Origin of the sequence: Natronomonas pharaonis DSM 2160, from assembly GCF_000026045.1 — an archaeon.
In the GTDB taxonomy this organism is placed as follows: Archaea; Halobacteriota; Halobacteria; order Halobacteriales; family Haloarculaceae; genus Natronomonas; species Natronomonas pharaonis.
On record NC_007426.1, the window covers coordinates 2,321,614 to 2,337,240 of the forward strand.

The 15,627-nt window shown below is 65.4% G+C and carries 17 protein-coding genes; 10 read left to right on the top strand and 7 right to left on the bottom strand.

Annotated elements, in window-relative coordinates; genetic code table 11:
- Window positions 1-3 precede the first annotated feature (3 nt).
- The 3 genes from NP_RS11685 to NP_RS11695 form a co-directional block, all read right to left on the bottom strand.
- Window positions 4-495, bottom strand: a complete 492-nt coding sequence (locus tag NP_RS11685; RefSeq protein WP_011324076.1) for a halocyanin domain-containing protein — start codon at window positions 493-495, stop codon at window positions 4-6.
- 125 nt (window positions 496-620) lie between these two features.
- Window positions 621-1,820 (bottom strand): cystathionine gamma-synthase, encoded by a 1,200-nt coding sequence (locus tag NP_RS11690; protein ID WP_011324077.1) that lies wholly within the window; start codon window positions 1,818-1,820, stop codon window positions 621-623.
- Window positions 1,807-2,796 (bottom strand): PLP-dependent cysteine synthase family protein, encoded by a 990-nt coding sequence (locus tag NP_RS11695; protein WP_011324078.1) that lies wholly within the window; start codon window positions 2,794-2,796, stop codon window positions 1,807-1,809. The genes NP_RS11690 and NP_RS11695 overlap by 14 nt, the downstream gene beginning before the upstream one ends.
- Before the next feature lie 180 nt (window positions 2,797-2,976).
- Here NP_RS11695 and NP_RS11700 point away from each other — a divergent pair, with 180 nt between their 5' ends.
- The 6 genes from NP_RS11700 (at window position 2,977) to NP_RS11725 (ending at window position 8,487) form a co-directional block, all read left to right on the top strand.
- Entirely contained in the window at window positions 2,977-4,170 is a 1,194-nt protein-coding gene (locus tag NP_RS11700) for an outer membrane protein assembly factor BamB family protein (RefSeq protein WP_011324079.1), read from the top strand.
- Between the two features lie 94 nt (window positions 4,171-4,264).
- The gene (locus NP_RS11705) at window positions 4,265-4,639 is read left to right on the top strand and encodes a translation initiation factor IF-5A (RefSeq protein ID WP_011324080.1); all 375 of its coding nucleotides are present in this window, start codon (window positions 4,265-4,267) and stop codon (window positions 4,637-4,639) included.
- 6 nt (window positions 4,640-4,645) lie between these two features.
- Window positions 4,646-5,446, top strand: coding sequence for an arginase family protein (locus NP_RS11710; protein WP_049939710.1), 801 nt, complete (start codon window positions 4,646-4,648; stop codon window positions 5,444-5,446).
- A 76-nt stretch (window positions 5,447-5,522) separates the two neighbouring features.
- A complete protein-coding gene (locus NP_RS11715) occupies window positions 5,523-6,287 on the top strand; it encodes a Nif3-like dinuclear metal center hexameric protein (protein WP_011324081.1) in 765 nt (254 codons plus the stop codon).
- Between the two features lie 89 nt (window positions 6,288-6,376).
- Complete coding sequence (locus NP_RS11720) at window positions 6,377-7,789, top strand: APC family permease (RefSeq protein ID WP_011324082.1); 1,413 nt, start codon at window positions 6,377-6,379, stop codon at window positions 7,787-7,789.
- Between the two features lie 2 nt (window positions 7,790-7,791).
- On the top strand, window positions 7,792-8,487 hold the full coding sequence (locus tag NP_RS11725; protein ID WP_011324083.1) for a universal stress protein: 696 nt from the start codon (window positions 7,792-7,794) through the stop codon (window positions 8,485-8,487).
- A 3-nt stretch (window positions 8,488-8,490) separates the two neighbouring features.
- On the opposite strand, the gene NP_RS11730 is transcribed toward NP_RS11725, so the two are convergent.
- Window positions 8,491-9,186, bottom strand: a complete 696-nt coding sequence (locus tag NP_RS11730) for an SDR family NAD(P)-dependent oxidoreductase (RefSeq protein WP_011324084.1) — start codon at window positions 9,184-9,186, stop codon at window positions 8,491-8,493.
- Window positions 9,187-9,278: 92 nt separating this feature from the next.
- On the opposite strand from NP_RS11730, the gene NP_RS11735 reads away from it, so the two are divergent.
- Genes NP_RS11735 through cruF form a run of 3 tightly spaced genes read left to right on the top strand, consistent with a single transcriptional unit; the run spans window position 9,279 to window position 12,495 of the window.
- Window positions 9,279-10,757, top strand: a complete 1,479-nt coding sequence (locus tag NP_RS11735) for a phytoene desaturase family protein (protein ID WP_011324085.1) — start codon at window positions 9,279-9,281, stop codon at window positions 10,755-10,757.
- Entirely contained in the window at window positions 10,754-11,626 is an 873-nt protein-coding gene (locus NP_RS11740; RefSeq protein WP_011324086.1) for a prenyltransferase, read from the top strand. Before NP_RS11735 ends, NP_RS11740 begins: the two co-directional genes overlap by 4 nt.
- 41 nt (window positions 11,627-11,667) lie before the next feature.
- Entirely contained in the window at window positions 11,668-12,495 is an 828-nt protein-coding gene (cruF, locus tag NP_RS11745) for a bisanhydrobacterioruberin hydratase (protein ID WP_011324087.1), read from the top strand.
- A 19-nt stretch (window positions 12,496-12,514) separates the two neighbouring features.
- On the opposite strand, the gene NP_RS11750 is transcribed toward cruF, so the two are convergent.
- The 3 genes from NP_RS11750 to gcvT all read right to left on the bottom strand — a co-directional run bounded on the left by NP_RS11750 (window position 12,515) and on the right by gcvT (window position 15,128).
- Complete coding sequence (locus tag NP_RS11750; RefSeq protein ID WP_011324088.1) at window positions 12,515-13,471, bottom strand: phytoene/squalene synthase family protein; 957 nt, start codon at window positions 13,469-13,471, stop codon at window positions 12,515-12,517.
- Window positions 13,472-13,603: 132 nt separating this feature from the next.
- Window positions 13,604-13,984 (bottom strand): glycine cleavage system protein GcvH, encoded by a 381-nt coding sequence (gene gcvH / locus NP_RS11755; protein WP_011324089.1) that lies wholly within the window; start codon window positions 13,982-13,984, stop codon window positions 13,604-13,606.
- Window positions 13,985-14,051: 67 nt separating this feature from the next.
- Window positions 14,052-15,128, bottom strand: coding sequence for a glycine cleavage system aminomethyltransferase GcvT (gene gcvT / locus NP_RS11760; protein WP_011324090.1), 1,077 nt, complete (start codon window positions 15,126-15,128; stop codon window positions 14,052-14,054).
- A 61-nt stretch (window positions 15,129-15,189) separates the two neighbouring features.
- Here gcvT and NP_RS11765 point away from each other — a divergent pair, with 61 nt between their 5' ends.
- Entirely contained in the window at window positions 15,190-15,627 is a 438-nt protein-coding gene (locus NP_RS11765; RefSeq protein ID WP_011324091.1) for an NYN domain-containing protein, read from the top strand.

Below are 15,627 nucleotides of genomic sequence, written 5' to 3' on the forward strand. Positions count from 1 at the left end.
ACGTCACTCGACGACGACGGCGCCGTACTGGTTTTGTGCACGGTGGGCCGTACAGACGTAGAGCGCGGCGCCCGGTTCGTCGAACGTCACCTCGTAGGTGAATCCCTCTTCGTCGACAAGTTCGGTCTCTAGGTCGAAGTCGCTGTCGGGCTCGGACACGACGTTGTGGGCGCCGCCCTCGCCGGTCCACTCCCACGTGACAGTCGTACCGGCATCGATACGGACGCCCGCAGGGTCGAACGCGAAGCCGTTCGGACCTGCCCCGTTGTCGATGGTGATTTCGTCTTCACCAGTCCGGTCGACAAGCCCGTCATACTGGTTCGCATCGTGTTCGTTGAGGAAGTTCTCGGCTGCTTCCGCTGGGTCCTCGGGAGCGGCGTCGTCGCCGTTTCCGTTTTCGTTTCCATTCCCGTTCCCGTTACAGCCGGCAAGCGCGCCGGTTGCCGCAACAGCTGCTGTTCCACGGACGAATCGGCGTCTGGTGTGTGTGCCCATACTCGGGGTAGCGGGCGAAGGAGGATATCTTTCGGCCGCTACATGTTCGGTTGCAGCTTTTTTGTTCGGGAATGCAACGTTTGGTCGGGCAGTCGGCTATCGCGGGGGCGTCGTTGCCCGGACAGTCAGTACTCGACAGCGTCTTCGATGGCCGCTTCGAGGTCGGCCCAGAGGTCATCGACGTGTTCGGTGCCGACGCTCAGCCGGATGAGTCCGTCAGTAAGCCCCGCAGCGCGGCGCTCCTCGGGCGGAATCGAGGCGTGGGTCATCGTCGCCGGCTGTTCGAGAAGGCTTTCGACGCCGCCGAGGCTCTCAGCGAGGGTGAACACCTCCGTCGAGGAGACAACCTCACGCGTCTCCTCAAGCGTCGCATCGAGTTCGACGCTGACCATCCCGCCGAAGCCGTCCATCTGTTCGGCCGCGAGTTCGTGGCCGGGGTGGTCATCGAGACCCGGGTAATGGACGCGGTCGACGGCCGGGTGGGCATCGAGCTTTTCGGCGATGGTTTCGGCGTTCGCACAGTGGCGGTCCATGCGGACAGGAAGCGTCTTGGTGCCACGGAGTACCAGAAAGCAAGCGAAGGGGTCGGGCGTCGCGCCGACGCTGTTTTGATAGAAGCCCAACTGCTCGTCGAGGTCAGCGTCGTCGGTTACGAGCGCGCCGCCGACAACGTCGGAGTGGCCGCCGAGGTATTTCGTCAGCGAGTGTGAGACGATGTCTGCGCCGTGTTCGAGCGGGCGTTGCAGATACGGCGTGGCAAAGGTGTTGTCGACCGCACAGAGCGCGTCGTGGTCGTGGGCGATGGCCGACAGCGCCTCGATATCATTGATGCGCAACAGCGGGTTGGTCGGCGTCTCGACCCAGAGCAGTTCCGTTTCCGGGCGGATGGCCGCCTCGACGGCGTCGAGGTCGGTCGTATCGACAAAGGAAAACGAGAGGTCGTACTGCTCGAAGACCTCCCGAAAGAGGCGGTGGGTGCCGCCGTAGACATCGTCGCCGGCAACAACATGGTCGCCGGCCGACAGCAGATTCAGCACCGTATTGATAGAGGCCATGCCGCTGGCGAAGGCCCGTCCGTAGTCGCCGCCTTCGAGCGCGGCGAGGTTGTCCTCAAGGGCCGTCCGCGTGGGGTTGCCCGTCCGGGAGTATTCGTAGCCGCGGTCCTCACCGGGGGCGTCCTGCTCGTAGGTCGAGGTGGCGTAGATGGGTGGCATAATCGCGCCGGTCTCGGCGTCAGGCGACTGGCCGGCATGGATCGCCTGCGTCTCGATGCGACCGTCGGCCGGCTCCTCGTCCGTCTCGTCGGAAGGGTCAGTCGGCTCCATGAATCCACTCCTCGTAGGAGTCGTAGATACCTTTCGACAGGTAGCGCTCGCTGGAATCAGGAAAAACCGTCACGACCGTATCGTGTGGCAAGCTAAGGTCGCCGTCAGCGGCACGGCGCGCGACATCGAGGGCGACGACGCTTGCGGCCCCCGAGCTCGTTGCAACGAGCTGTCCCTCCTCGGCAGCGAGCCGCTTCAGCTCTTTTTGGGCGTCCCGGTCGCTCACCGACTGAATCTCGTCGACCAGCTCCGGGTCGAACAGCTCGTTTGTGGTGTGGTCGTGTGTGCCGATGCCTTCGATGTTGTACTCGCTGGCTTCGGCATCATCGCCCGCCGCCCGACGAAAGACCGACCCCTCCGGCTCGACGGCGACGATGTGTGTCGCGGGGTTCGTATCGAGCGCATACCGGGCCATCCCCATCAGCGTCCCGGCGGTCCCGCAGCCGGCGACGATAGCGCCGACCTCGCCGTCGAGCGCCTCGTAGACCTCCGGCGCAGTCGTCTCCGCGTGGGCCTGTACGTTCAAGTCCGTCGAGAACTGCTGGGGAACGACGGCGTTGGGCTCGTCGGCGGCGAGTTCGTGTGCGCGTTCGATGGCACCACCCATCCCCTCCTCGGTCGGCGTGTTGACGATGTCGGCACCGAGCGCCCGCATGAGTACCTGCTTTTCGACGCTAAACTTCTCGGGGACGGTGAAGACGGCGTCGACGTCGTACTGGGTGGCCGCCATCGCCATTCCGATGCCGGTGTTGCCGGCCGTCGGCTCAATGACGGTGCCCCCGGGGTCGAGGTCGCCGGACTCCAGTAGTCCCTCGATGATGTGGACGCCGACCCGGTCTTTGATGCTTGCCCCCGGGTTGAAGGATTCGAGTTTGGCGTAGACAGGAACGTCGGGCGGGCTCGCTTGCACTCGCACGAGCGGCGTCTCGCCAACCGTCTCGACGACGGATGCGAGCGGCTCCCGGTGTGTGGTCATGGTCGCCTCCCGTGGTTTTGCATACAGCTTCGACGCTTCGTCAAGCGAGAAAATAAAACCGCGTGCTAATTTTCAGGCGTTTCTGCCATCACCCAAAGAGCCCTTGGAACACCGCCGCATGGAGCTGTGGAGTCCTGTCGGAGACCAACACTGAATACCCCGGCGCATCCACCGTGGCGCATGCGATGGACTCGACGACGCGTCGTCGCTGCCATCGGTGCCGCTACGACGGCAGCGGTGGCCGGCTGCAGCGATACTGACGAGGATGCGGAAAACGGAACGCCGGCCGGTCAGGAACACGAACAGACACCGACGCCCGAACAGACGCCGGAGCCAGCAAGCGCCGTCCCGATGGTCGGATACGACGCAACGAGGACGGCTGCTCCGCCGGGCGTAGCCGGTCCGGCCGGTGCGGTCGAGGCCGACTGGACGTTCGAACTCGACGACCGGACGACAGCCGCACCCGTCATCGCTGACGGCACGGTCTACATCGGTGGCGACGACCTCACGGTGTACGCCATCGACGCCGACGACGGCACCGAACGCTGGCAGTACAGCACCAACGGCGACGTGACCGCCGCCGCAGCCACCGACGGAGACCGGGTCTATGTCGGCAGCAGTGACGGCAACCTCTATGCGCTTGCCGACGGCGACGACGAGTGGGTCTTCGAGACCGGCGACGGCATCGACTCAGCACCTGCGGTCGTTGACGGGACTGTTTACGTCGGCAGCGGTGACCGCACCGTCTACGCCGTCGATGCCGACAGCGGCCAAGAGCAGTGGCACTTCGACGCCGACGACAGCGTCACTGGCGCGCCGGCCGTGGTCGGCGACACCGTCTATGTCGGCAGCCGCGACAGCAACGTCTATGCGATTGCTGCCGACGACGGTACAGAACGCTGGACGTTCCGCACCGAAGGGGCCGGCTCTGTGTCGCCGGCCGTCGCCGACGGAACGGTGTACGTGGGCTGCTGGGATGGCCGTCTCTACGCCATCGACGCCGCCGAGGGCGAGGAGCGCTGGCAACTGTCGCTCGACGGACGGGTGCAGGCGTCGCCGGCCGTCGCCGATGGGACAGTGTACGCGGCCAGCACCGGCGGCGACGTTGTCGCGGCGACGACTGACGGCGAAGCGCTGTGGCGGACGAACACGAACAGCCGCATCGAGTCGGCACCGACCGTCGCTGGCGGCGTTGTCTATCTCGGCAGCGGCGACCGGAACGTGTACGCCTTCGATGCCGCCAATGATGGCGAGGCGTTGTGGCGCGTCGATGTCGAGGGCGCCGTCCACGCTGCTCCGGCGGTCCTCGATGGAACGGTCTACGCCGGGACCTACGGCGGTGACGTTGTCGCGCTCAGAAACGAATCGGCGTAGCTGCGGCGGAGACCGCAGCGACATCTTCGTGGCGGCCTGTCGAACCGGATGCGTTTCCAAACTGTTTATACGCCGGCGATTGGAACCGATTGGTATGCCCAAAGAGCAAAAAGAGGTCCGAGACCTTCAGGAAGGCAACTACGTCATGATCGAAGATGTCCCGTCGAAAATTACCTCCTACAGCACCTCGAAGCCGGGCAAGCACGGGAGCGCCAAAGCCCGTGTCGAGGGAACGGGCGTCTTCGACGGCCAAAAGCGGAACTTCACCCAGCCGGTCGACGCGAAGGTCTGGGTACCCATCGTCAACCGAAAGCAGGGACAGGTTGTCTCCGTCTCGGGTGACGACATGCAGGTGATGGACCTCGAAACCTACGAGACCATCACGATGCGCATCCCTGAGGACCTCGCCCCCGAATCCGACGACGAGATCGAGTACCTCGAATTCGAGGGACAGCGCAAGGTCGTCTGAATTTCTATGGGCGGATTTCCCGGTGCAAACGCCTCCCGTGAGGCTGCCGATTATGCTGTCGTCGGGGCACCGCTGGACGTCTCGACGACGTTCCAGCCCGGCACCCGGTTCGGTCCCGACCAAGTCCGCCGCTTTGCCCGCCCGTTCGACGACTACGACCACCGCACTGGCAGACGGTTCTCGGACCTCGTCTGCGACGCCGGCGACGTCGCCGCCTGGGACGACGCCGCCGATTACCTGCAGTTTCTGGACGGCCAACTCACAGACCACCACCGCGACGGTCGAGTGCCGCTGTTGCTCGGCGGCGAACACACCGTCACTGTCGCCGGCCTCCGGGCGGCCGACCCCGATGTCTACGTCTGTTTGGACGCCCATCTCGACCTGTATGAGTCCTACGCCGGCAACGACCTCGCCCACGCAACGGTCGCCCACCACGCGCTCGACATCGCCGATGAGGCAATTCTGCTGGGCGTTCGCACCGGCAGCGAAGCCGAGTGGGACCGCGCCGCAGAAAGCGACGTAACCGTTGTCGAACCAGAGGCTGTCGCCGGCTGGACGCCCGACTTCGACGGCGAGGCCTACTTCAGCGTCGATATCGACGCCGCCGACCCGGCGTATGCGCCGGGCACCGGCACACCGGTCCCGTTCGGGCTGGAGCCACGGACGATGCGGTCCGTCGTCAGGGCCGTTGCCCCGCAGGCGGTCGGCTTCGACGTTGTCGAGGTCAACGACCGCGACGACGGACAGGCGGCCTCGCTTGCTGGCAAGCTGCTTCAGGAGTTCGTTTTCGCACACGCCGACGGCTAGAACGGAGCGTCCTCGTTGCGGCTGGGCCACGCCGCGACGCCGAACGTACAAGGCCCGCCCGCCCGAGGCTCCGGGCATGCAACTGGAGACGCTCTGTTCCCGGCTCGACGACCGACTGAACCACGATGACTACGCTGATGTTGATGCCAGCGCTAACGGCCTGCAGGTCGGCGATGACGACCGGACCGTAGAGCGCGTCGCCGTGGCCGTCGACGGCGTCGAGGCAACCGTCGACGCCGCTGCCGAGGCCGGCGCGGACCTGCTCGTCGTCCACCACGGCTTCGTGTGGGGTGGCCTCGACCGCGTTACCGGCCGTGAATACGACCGCATCGCTGCCTGCATCGAAAACGACGTACCACTGTACGTCTCTCATCTCCCGCTGGATGGTCACCCGGAACTCGGCAACGCTGCCGGGCTGGCTGAGTTCCTCGACTGTACGGTGACCGAGCCGTTCGGCGACTACGGCGGCGTCACTATCGGCCAGCAGGCCCAGGCTGAGACACCCTACACGGTTGCCACCCTCCGCGAACGGCTGGGCGACCTCGATACCGGCGGGCAGCCGGTGCAGGTGCTCGATTTCGGCCCCGAAACCATCGAAGATATCGCCATCGTCACCGGCTCCGGGACGGACTGGATACGGGAGGCCGAGGCTGCCGGCGTCGATGCGCTGGTGACCGGCGAGGGCAAGCAGAAGGCCTACCATGAGGCCCGTGAGGCCGGAATTTCGGTCTTTCTGGCGGGCCACTACGCCACCGAAACGTTCGGCGTCCGTCGGATAGCCGAACCCATCGAAGAGTGGGGCCTCGAAACGACGTTCCTCGACCATCCGACGGGGTTGTGACCCCGTTTCGTTGTCGGGCATCCCGCGTTGCCTAGCGGTTTCGGAACCGACGCCACGTATATATATGTGTGGCCGCAGCCACGGGATGTATGGACGACCCACCCGCCGGAGTCGGCGCCGAAGGAGGGCCGTCGGAGACTGTCATCGAAACTGACGAGGCGACCGTCACCGAGAGCGCGGAGCTTGAGCGTACAATCGGGCTTTCGGGCGGGCTTGCCATCGGTATCGGAACGATGATCGGCGCGGGGATTTTCGTCTTCCCGGGGCTGGCAGCCGGGCGTGCCGGGCCGGCGGCGGCGTTGTCGTTCGCCATCGGTGCGGTCATCGCCCTGCTGGTCGCGCTGCCGGCCTCCGAGCTGGCGACCGCGATGCCGAAATCCGGCGGCGGCTACTATTTCATCTCCAGGGGGCTGGGGACGCTTGCCGGCACCATTGTCGGCCTGTCGCTGTGGTTCGGGCTGGTGTTTGCGACCGCCTTCTATCTCGTCGGCTTCGGCTACTACGCTGTCGACGCGCTTCGTGAGGTCGGCTTCGCCGTCGGCGAGGGCATCGTCATCCCGTTGGCGCTGCTTTTCGGGGCGGCGTTTACGGTGTTGAACGTGACGGGGACGGAAAACGCCGCGAAGCTGCAGAACGGCATCGTGGCGCTGTTGCTCTCGATTCTGGCCGTCTTCCTCAGCGCAGGCGTCCTGACCTCGCTGGGCGTCGTCGGCGAACCCTCCGCTCCCGAGCAGTTCCTGCCGGCCGGCGCGGGCATCGGCATCGTTTTCTCGACAGCAGCGCTCGTGTTTACCTCGTATCTCGGCTTCGCACAGATAGCGACCGTTGCCGGTGAGATGAAGTCGCCGGGGCGGAACCTGCCGCTGTCGATGGTCGGGTCGGTGCTCGTCGTCGGCGTGCTCTACGTGCTGACAATATTCGTCGCCACGAGCGCCTTCGGCGCGACGCGACTCTCGGAGCTCGGCGAAACGGCGATGGTTGCGGTCGGTCGCGAACTCCTCGGTCCCGCCGGGGCGCTCGCCATCATCATCGGTGGCCTGCTGGCGACGATGTCGAGCGAGAACGCGTCGATTCTATCGACCTCGCGGGCGATTTACGCCGTTTCGCGGGATGGGCTGCTACCGTCGGCGGCCAGCCGTATCAACCTGAAATACGGCACCCCACACGTCGCGCTGGGGATGGCCGGCGGGCCGATACTCGCGCTGACGTGGACAGGACGCGTCGAGATACTGGCCGAAGTGGCGTCGTTTCTCCATCTCGTCATGTACGGGCTCATCTGTATCGCTCTCATCGCTCTCCGCCGCGACGAGCCGTCGTGGTACGACCCGGACTTCCGGACGCCGGGCTATCCCGTTATTCCCATCCTCGGCGCGGTCGCGAGCTTCGCGCTCATCGCATTCATGCAGCCGCTGTCGCGCATTCTCGGCATTGCTGTCATCATCGGTACCGCCGTCTGGTATGTCTACTACGCGCGGGACGTGAACCTCAAAGGAGCACTATAACCATGACACGTGTACTCGTACCAATCGAAGTGTTGGAAGGACAGTCAGTTTCGTGGGGACTCATCGAACTGCTCGGGACGGTCAACGTCACCGTGCTCGGCTACCACGAGTTGCCGGAGCAGACGCCACCCGAGCAGGCCAAAGAGCAGTTCGAAGGGCGAGCCAACGAGGCGCTTTCCGACCTCGAAACCGAGTTCCGGGATGCGGGGAGCACGGTCGACTCACGGCTCGTCTTCACGCAGGACGGTCGAAGTACGATCAACCGGGTCGCAACGGAAGTCGATGCCGACGCCTACACGATTCCGGGCATGACCGGAGACATCGCACGGATTTTGGTACCGCTGTCCGGCGATGTCGCCGTCGAGCGCATCCTCAGCTTCGTCGAAGCGCTGCTCGGCGGGCGCGACATCGGCGTGACGCTGTTTCTCGCAAGCGACGCCGAGGGGGCGGGCGAACTACTCGACCGAAGTGCAACACGGCTCCGCGAACAGGATATTTCGGTCGAGACGCGGCTGGAGACGGGAGATAGCCCGTTCGACGCGCTCGTCGAGGCCGTCTCCGGTCACGACGCGGTCGTCATGGGTGAAAAAGCGCCGTCGCTGTCGTCGTTCCTGTTCGGCGAGGAGACAGAACGCCTCGCAACCGCGTCCGTCGGCCCCGTGCTCGTCGTTCGAAACCCAGACAACCGCGAGGCGTGACGGCTACGCCGTCGCGCGCTTCCACTCGGCGAGGCCGACGACCTCGCCGTCGACCGCCTCGGGGTCGGCCTCGACAGCAGCCCACCGAACCATCTGCGCAACCGATTCCGGGTTGCGGCCGCCGCCGTGGTTCGTCAACTCCGTATCGACCCGCCCGAGGTCAACGACGCCGACGGTGGCGTCGAGTTCGGCGGCGAACTGCCGCGCGATGGCCTCGGCGGCGGCCTTCGAGACCGCATAGGCACCGACGCCGGCTTTCGCCTCTCGGGCGACGTTTCCCGACGGAACGAGCACGCGAGCGTCCGCCGAGAGATGCGGAACGGCCTCCCGAATCGTAGCGAAGACGCCGCGGGCGTTCGTTCGCAGCATGTCGTCGAACGACGAATAGCTCGTCTCGAAAAGCGGCGTCTCGCCGGGGGGTCCGTGGTAGACGCCGGCGTTGGCGACGACACAGTCGACGCCGGGAGCGTCGCCGGCCCGGGCGGCGGTCTCCAGCAGCCGCTCGGCGTCGTATTCGTCACGGACATCGGCTCGAACCGCCGTGGCCTCGCCGCCGTCGGCTTCGATGTCAGCAGCGACGGCCTCGATGTCGTCGGCGCTACGGCTACAGACGACGACGTGTGCGCCGGCGTCGGCGAAGTCGGCTGCGACCGCCCGTCCGACGCCGCGTGACCCACCGGTGATAACTACGGTGTCCATATCGGCCTGTCGCGCGCCTCCACCAAGGCGGTTTTCCTGTGAGTCTCTCCCCCACACCCGACTTAATAGGGGTGCCGCTCGTACGAAGGTGTATGTCTTCGACCCGTTCGGTCGTTGTCGTCGGCTCCGGGTTCGGCGGCCTCTCGGCGGCCTGCTATCTCGCCGACGCCGGCCTCGACGTGACGGTGCTGGAAAAGAACGAACAGCTCGGCGGTCGAGCGTCAGTGCTGGAGACCGAGGGGTTCCGCTTCGACATGGGGCCGTCGTGGTATCTGATGCCCGACGTTTTCGAGCGGTTTTTCGACCATTTCGACCGCGAGCCGGGGGACTTCTACAAGCTCGAACGCCTCGACCCACATTACCGCATCTTCTGGAAGGACGGCGATACGGCGGCGGTCACCGACGACCGCGAGGAGATGCGGAAGCTCTTCGAGGAGTACGAATCCGGTGCCGGCGAAGCGCTCGATTCGTATCTGGCGACCTCGCGCGACCACTACGAGTTCGGCATGGAGACGTTCGTCTACGAGGACCGCCCGCGGCTCCGCGACTGGGTTGCCCTCGACGTGATGCGTGCCGCACCTGTCGGGCTCAAGCTGTTGGGGACGATGGACGACTACGTCGCCGACTACTTCGATGACCCGAAGCTCCGCCAGATAATGCAGTACTCGCTGGTTTTCCTCGGTGGCGCGCCCAACAACACGCCAGCCATCTACAACATGATGAGCCACGTCGATTTCAATCTCGGCGTCTACTATCCGGAGAACGGTCTGCGGTCGGTCGTCGACGCCTGCGTCGAGTTAGGCGAAGAACTCGGCGTCGAGTACGTCACCGACGCCGAGGTCACCGAAATCGTCAACCGCAAGGACGGGTTCACCGTCGAGTCATCCGCCGGCGACTTCGATGCCGACCGCGTCGTCAGCAATGCCGACTACGCCCACACCGAACAGGAGCTGTTGCCCGAACACGAACGCCAGTACGACGCCGAGTACTGGGACTCCCGGACCTACTCGCCGTCGGCGTTTCTGCTGTATCTGGGCGTCGAGGGCGATGTCGAGCCGCTCGAACACCACACGCTCGTGTTGCCGACCGACTGGGACGGCCACTTCGAGCAGATATTCGACACGCCGGCCTGGCCGGACGACCCCGCCTACTACCTCTGTGTGCCCTCGAAGACCGACGACAGCGTCGCCCCCGAGGGACATTCGAACCTCTTTGCGCTGGTGCCGGTCGCGCCGGGGCTTGACGACGATGCGGAGACCCGGGCGTGGTACCGCGACCTCGTGCTGGACGACATCGCCGAAAACACCGGCGTCGACCTCCACGACCGCATTGTCTTCGAAGAAACCTTCACCGTCTCGGAGTTCGCCGACCGGTACAACAGCACGCAGGGAACGGCGCTTGGGCTTGCGCACACGCTTCGGCAGACGGCGCTGCTCCGGCCGCCGCACCGTTCGGACGCCTGTCCGGGCCTGTACTTTACCGGCGCGTTCACCACGCCCGGCATCGGCGTTCCGATGTGTCTGATAAGCGGCGAACACACCGCTGAAGCACTCCTCAACGACGCGAGATGAGCCAGCCGCTTTTCGACCGCCTGCTGCCGAGCGACGCCACCGCCGCCGGCTATCTCCTGCGGCTGTCTCGGCCGCGCTTTTGGCTGTATCTCGCCGGCCCCGTCGTCGTCGGGGTCGCCTACGCGGCCGAGACACCCGCAGAGCTGTTTTCGCCGCTTGCAGTCGCGCTGTTTGCCTATTTTCTGCTGCCGGCGAACGTCTTCCTCTACGGTGTCAACGACATTTTCGACGCTGACATCGACATCGAGAACCCGAAGAAAGAACAGCGAGAGGTTCGCTATCGCGGCGATTGGACCGTCCCCGCACTCGTCGTCGCGACGGGCGCGCTCGGCGTGGCGTTCCTCCCGGCGTTGCCGCTGGCCGGCGTCGCCGCGATGGTCGGCTTCCTGTTTTTGGCCGTCGAGTACAGCGCCCCGCCGCTGCGGTTCAAGACGACGCCGTGGCTGGACTCGCTGTCGAACGGCCTCTACATCCTGCCGGGCGTCGTCGCCTACGCCGGTATCGCCGGTGACGGCCCGCCGCTTGCAGCCATCGCAGCCGGCTGGCTGTGGGCGATGGGGATGCACACCTTCTCGGCGATTCCGGACATCGACCCCGACCGTGCGGCCGGCATCGAGACGACGGCGACCGTCCTCGGAGCGCGTCGGACCTACGCCTACTGCGGTGGCTGCTGGCTGGCGGCGGCGGCCGTCTTCGGAACCGTCGATGTCTTTTTCGCCGCTGTCCTCGGCATATATCCCGTCTTCGTCGCCGCCATTGCCGGCCTTGGTATCGACCCCGAACGGGCGTACTGGTGGTTCCCGGCGCTCAACACCGCCGCCGGAACCGCCCTCACACTCGGCGCGCTGTGGGTGATGCTGCATGCGTAAACTGGTCGTGTTCGCGGGCGGTCTGTGGGAGGTGACGCCGTATGCGTAGTTTCGAACTTCCCGCCCGGCCGCACGTCGAGCGCCGCCTCGACGAACTAGTCGACGAGAACCGCTTTACCATCGCGGTCGTCTTCCCTGCCGTCGGTGCGATAACGCTGCTCGGTTCGGCGGAAGGCGTGCTGCCGGAACCGCTGTCGTTCAATCCGTACTTTTTGCTTTTCGGCGTCGCGGTGATGCGGCTGCCGCTCATCGCCGGCATCGCGCCGCTGCTAACGAAACGCGCCGCAGCAGGGCTGTTGGTGCTGTGTGGCTACACCTACGCCATCGAATTTACCGGCGTTCTCACCGGCTACCCGTACGGCCACTTCGAATACGGGGTCGACCTCGGGCCGATGCTCGCCGGCCACGTCCCCGCGGCGTTGCCGCTTTTCTTCCTGCCGCTTGTGGTCAACGCCTACCTCCTGTGTCTCCTCTTGTTGGGCTCGCTGGCCCGCCGGGCAGCCGTCCGAATCCCCATCGTCGTCGCGGCCGTCGTGGGGATGGACCTCGTGTTGGACCCGGCGGCCGTGGCGGTCGGCTTCTGGGCCTACGACGCCGGGGGACTCTACTATCAGGTCCCGTGGACGAACTACGCCGGCTGGGTGCTGTCGGCGACCGTCTCGGTTGTCGTCCTCGACCGAGCCTTCGACTGGAACGGTCTGCTGGCGCGGGTAGAGAGCTGTCGGTTCATGCTCGACGACCTCGTGAGCTTTGTCATCCTCTGGGGCGTCGTCAACGCCTACTTCGGCAACTGGCTGCCGGCGCTGCTGGCGGTCGGGTACGGCTATGGGCTCTGGCGGACGGACCGGTTCGACTTCCCGGAACGATAGCAAAAATGAAGCAGGCCGGCTATCCCATCGGAAGCGGGTCACGCGGTCGTTCGGATGGTATTGCGGTTTCTTCGCCCATCGAGATAGGGCTGACCCTCGAAAAGACCGCCTCGGGGTCTTTCGTCCACGCCCAGTGCCAGCGCGTCCGGGCGACAAGCGCCAGCTTACGGAGCGTGCCGAGCGACGGCGTCTGAGTGACCGTATCGAGGTCGTGGTCGCGAATGAGTCGGTGATGGTCCGCATACAGCACCGCAGCAGTCAGGACAGGGAGCTGGCAGTCGACAGGAAGGTACTTGATGCCCGCGACGCCCTCACGGTAGCGCCGTTCGGCCCGTTCGAGCTCGTGTTCGATGGCGTCGCCGAGTTCGTCAGTAAACCGGTGGGCTTCGATATCGGCTGGGTCAACGTCGTAAGCATCCAGCGTCTCCTGCGGCAGATATATCCGATTTCGTTCCTCGATGTCCTCGCCGATGTCGCGGAGGAAGTTCGTCAGCTGGAACGCCTCACCGAGCGCTCTGGCGCGGGGGACGGCGGCATCGGTGTCTTCGGTTCCCATCAGCATCGTCATCATCACCCCGACCGCCGAGGCCGACCCCTGCATGTAGGCTTCGAGTTCCTCGTAGGTCTCGTACCGGGACTTCTCGATGTCGGTCAACATCGCGTCGATGAACACCTCGACCTCCTCGTCGGGAATGTCGTGACGGCGGCGGACCTCGGAGAACGCCTCCAGTACGGGGTCATCGGGCTCAGTTCGACCGAGCGCCGCCTCGCGAATGTCGAGCAGTTCCTGCCGCTGTTCGTCCGGCGAGAGGGCTCCCGGGTCGTCGACGACCTCGTCGGCGAGGCGGAAGAAGGCATACAGCACGTACGTCGGGTGGCGGACACGCTCGGGCAGCAGCCGCGTCGCATAATAAAAGGTCTTCCCAGTCTCTCGATGGATGGACTTGCTTTCCGCAAGCTGGGTCGAATCGACCATCTTCTAGAAAGGACGGCCGGCTACACCTTATTTGTTTGTGCCGACCCAAACCTGACATTCAACGGAACTGGATAATAAACCTTTCTATGGGCTGCGAAGAAGCGGCGGTAGCGACCGTCTACACCGCCGCAGTCAGGCTATCTGGGCTTCGTATTCGTCGGCTGTCAGGAGTGACTCGTAGTCGTCGCCGTCGGCCTCGACTTCGAGCAGCCAGCCGTCGCCGAAGGGGTCGTCGTTTACCAGTTCGGGGGCATCTTCGAGGTCGTCGTTAACCGCGACGACCTCTCCGGAGACGGGGGCATAGAGGTCCGAAACAGCCTTGATGGACTCGATGACGCCGAACTCGGCCTCGTGTTCGATGCGGTCGCCGACCGACGGCAACTCGACGAAGACGATGTCGCCGAGTTCGTCTTGGGCGAAATCAGTGATGCCGACCCTGACGACATCGTCGTCGGGCTGGGCCCACTCGTGGCTCTCCAGATACCGCCGGTCAGCGGGAACGTCGAAGCTCATATCGGTGTTATTTGCGGTGGGCCTTGTAGTGGTATCGGCTTGCCGGCCGCCGCCGTCGGACAAGACACTACTCGTAGAACGGCAGCGCCTCGACGACAGCGTCCTTCTCGTCGCCTCGAACCACGACTGCCAGCTCCGTTCCCGGCTCGGTGTATTCGACCGGCACGTAGCCGAGCGCGATGGCCGCCCCGAGCGTCGGGCTCATCGTCCCGCTTGTGACTTCGCCGACGACATCACCGGCGGCGACGATGTCGTGGCCGTGGCGGGCGATACCGCGGTCTTGCAGCCGAAGGCCAACGAGCCGCTCGTCGGGGCCGGCCTCCCGTTGGGCCGCGAGGGCATCGCTGCCGACGAACTCCGTGCCGAGGTCGACCGCAAAGCCGATGTTCGCCTCGTAGGGGGTCCGCGGGTTCGTCTCGGGGTCGAACTCGTTGCCCCCCAGCAGGAAGCCGGCCTCCAGCCGAAGCGTATCTCGGGCACCGAGTCCGCACGGCTGGCAGTCCAGCGCCGACCAGACCGTCTCGGCCGCGGCCGTCTCGAACAGCAGTTCGACGCCGTCCTCACCGGTGTAGCCGGTTCGGGAGACGAGACAGTCCACGCCGGCGACCGTCCGCTCGGCCGCTTCGAAGCGGCTGAGGTCGAAGACATCGACATCGAGCGACGACAGCAGTTCCAGCGCGTCGGGACCCTGTAGCGCGACCATCGCGTAGTCGTCGGTAGCGTTGTCGACCGTGGCCGCAAGGTCCCAGCGGTCGGCGAAGGACCGCCACCGCTCCGCCATCAGTTCGTCGTTGCCGGCGTTGGGGACGAAAAGATAGGTCGCACCGTCTGGCAGCCGGTAGACGACGGTGTCGTCGAGTAGGACGCCATCGTCGTCGGTGATACCGGCGTATGTCGCCTCACCGGGAGCCAGCGACGCCACGTCGTTCGTCGTCAGCCGGTTTGTCAGCGCGGCAGCGTCGGGACCGGAAACCTCGATTTCACCCATGTGAGAGATGTCGAACTTGCCGGCCGACTCCCTGACGGCGTCGTGTTCAGTCCGGATGGAGTCGAACTCGACGGGCATCTCCCAGCCGCCGAACTCGGTCAGTTTCGCGCCGGCGTCGGTGTGGGCATCGAAAAGCGGTGGCGTCCGAAGGGACATACCGGGGTCTCGACGGCGGCGGAGTAAGTATTTATTTGTCGGCGGACCGCCGAATCCGCGTATGGGACTGTTCGACCGGCTCCGCGGTGAGACGCGAGTCGGCATCTTCGTCGACGGCCCGAACGTCTTTCGGGCGGAGTTCGACGTCGACCTCGACGAGTTGCGGGCGCTGGCGGGTGATGAGGGGACCATCGCGGTCGCCCGCGTCTACGTGGACGAAAACGCCAGCGGCGGGCTGATTCAGGCCGCCGAAGCCCGGGGCTTCGAGGTCGTGACGACAAGCGGCGACGTTGACGTGAAGCTCGCTGTCGACGCCGTCGAAGCGGCCGTCGACGAGCAGGTCGACACCGTCGTCGTCGTCTCGCGGGATACGGATTTCAAGCCGGTGTTGGAAACGGCAGCAAAGCGCGGCCTCCACACCGTCGCCGTCGCGCCCGGCACCCACGGCCGCTCGGACGCGCTTCGAAACGCCGCCCACGACGAGATTACACTCGAATAA

Excerpts from the sequence above, each read along its gene's own strand:
- NP_RS11695 (WP_011324078.1), bottom strand. The coding sequence starts at position 2,796 with ATGACCACACACCGGGAGCCGCTCGCATCCGTCGTCGAGACGGTTGGC.
- NP_RS11720 (WP_011324082.1), top strand. The coding sequence starts at position 6,377 with ATGGACGACCCACCCGCCGGAGTCGGCGCCGAAGGAGGGCCGTCGGAG.
- NP_RS11765 (WP_011324091.1), top strand. The coding sequence starts at position 15,190 with ATGGGACTGTTCGACCGGCTCCGCGGTGAGACGCGAGTCGGCATCTTC.
- NP_RS11735 (WP_011324085.1), top strand. The coding sequence starts at position 9,279 with ATGTCTTCGACCCGTTCGGTCGTTGTCGTCGGCTCCGGGTTCGGCGGC.
- gcvT (WP_011324090.1), bottom strand. The coding sequence starts at position 15,128 with ATGTCCCTTCGGACGCCACCGCTTTTCGATGCCCACACCGACGCCGGC.
- NP_RS11750 (WP_011324088.1), bottom strand. The coding sequence starts at position 13,471 with ATGGTCGATTCGACCCAGCTTGCGGAAAGCAAGTCCATCCATCGAGAG.
- NP_RS11690 (WP_011324077.1), bottom strand. The coding sequence starts at position 1,820 with ATGGAGCCGACTGACCCTTCCGACGAGACGGACGAGGAGCCGGCCGAC.
- NP_RS11725 (WP_011324083.1), top strand. The coding sequence starts at position 7,792 with ATGACACGTGTACTCGTACCAATCGAAGTGTTGGAAGGACAGTCAGTT.
- NP_RS11700 (WP_011324079.1), top strand. The coding sequence starts at position 2,977 with ATGCGATGGACTCGACGACGCGTCGTCGCTGCCATCGGTGCCGCTACG.
- NP_RS11685 (WP_011324076.1), bottom strand. The coding sequence starts at position 495 with ATGGGCACACACACCAGACGCCGATTCGTCCGTGGAACAGCAGCTGTT.
- gcvH (WP_011324089.1), bottom strand. The coding sequence starts at position 13,984 with ATGAGCTTCGACGTTCCCGCTGACCGGCGGTATCTGGAGAGCCACGAG.
- NP_RS11705 (WP_011324080.1), top strand. The coding sequence starts at position 4,265 with ATGCCCAAAGAGCAAAAAGAGGTCCGAGACCTTCAGGAAGGCAACTAC.
- NP_RS11740 (WP_011324086.1), top strand. The coding sequence starts at position 10,754 with ATGAGCCAGCCGCTTTTCGACCGCCTGCTGCCGAGCGACGCCACCGCC.
- NP_RS11730 (WP_011324084.1), bottom strand. The coding sequence starts at position 9,186 with ATGGACACCGTAGTTATCACCGGTGGGTCACGCGGCGTCGGACGGGCG.
- NP_RS11715 (WP_011324081.1), top strand. The coding sequence starts at position 5,523 with ATGCAACTGGAGACGCTCTGTTCCCGGCTCGACGACCGACTGAACCAC.
- cruF (WP_011324087.1), top strand. The coding sequence starts at position 11,668 with ATGCGTAGTTTCGAACTTCCCGCCCGGCCGCACGTCGAGCGCCGCCTC.
- NP_RS11710 (WP_049939710.1), top strand. The coding sequence starts at position 4,646 with ATGGGCGGATTTCCCGGTGCAAACGCCTCCCGTGAGGCTGCCGATTAT.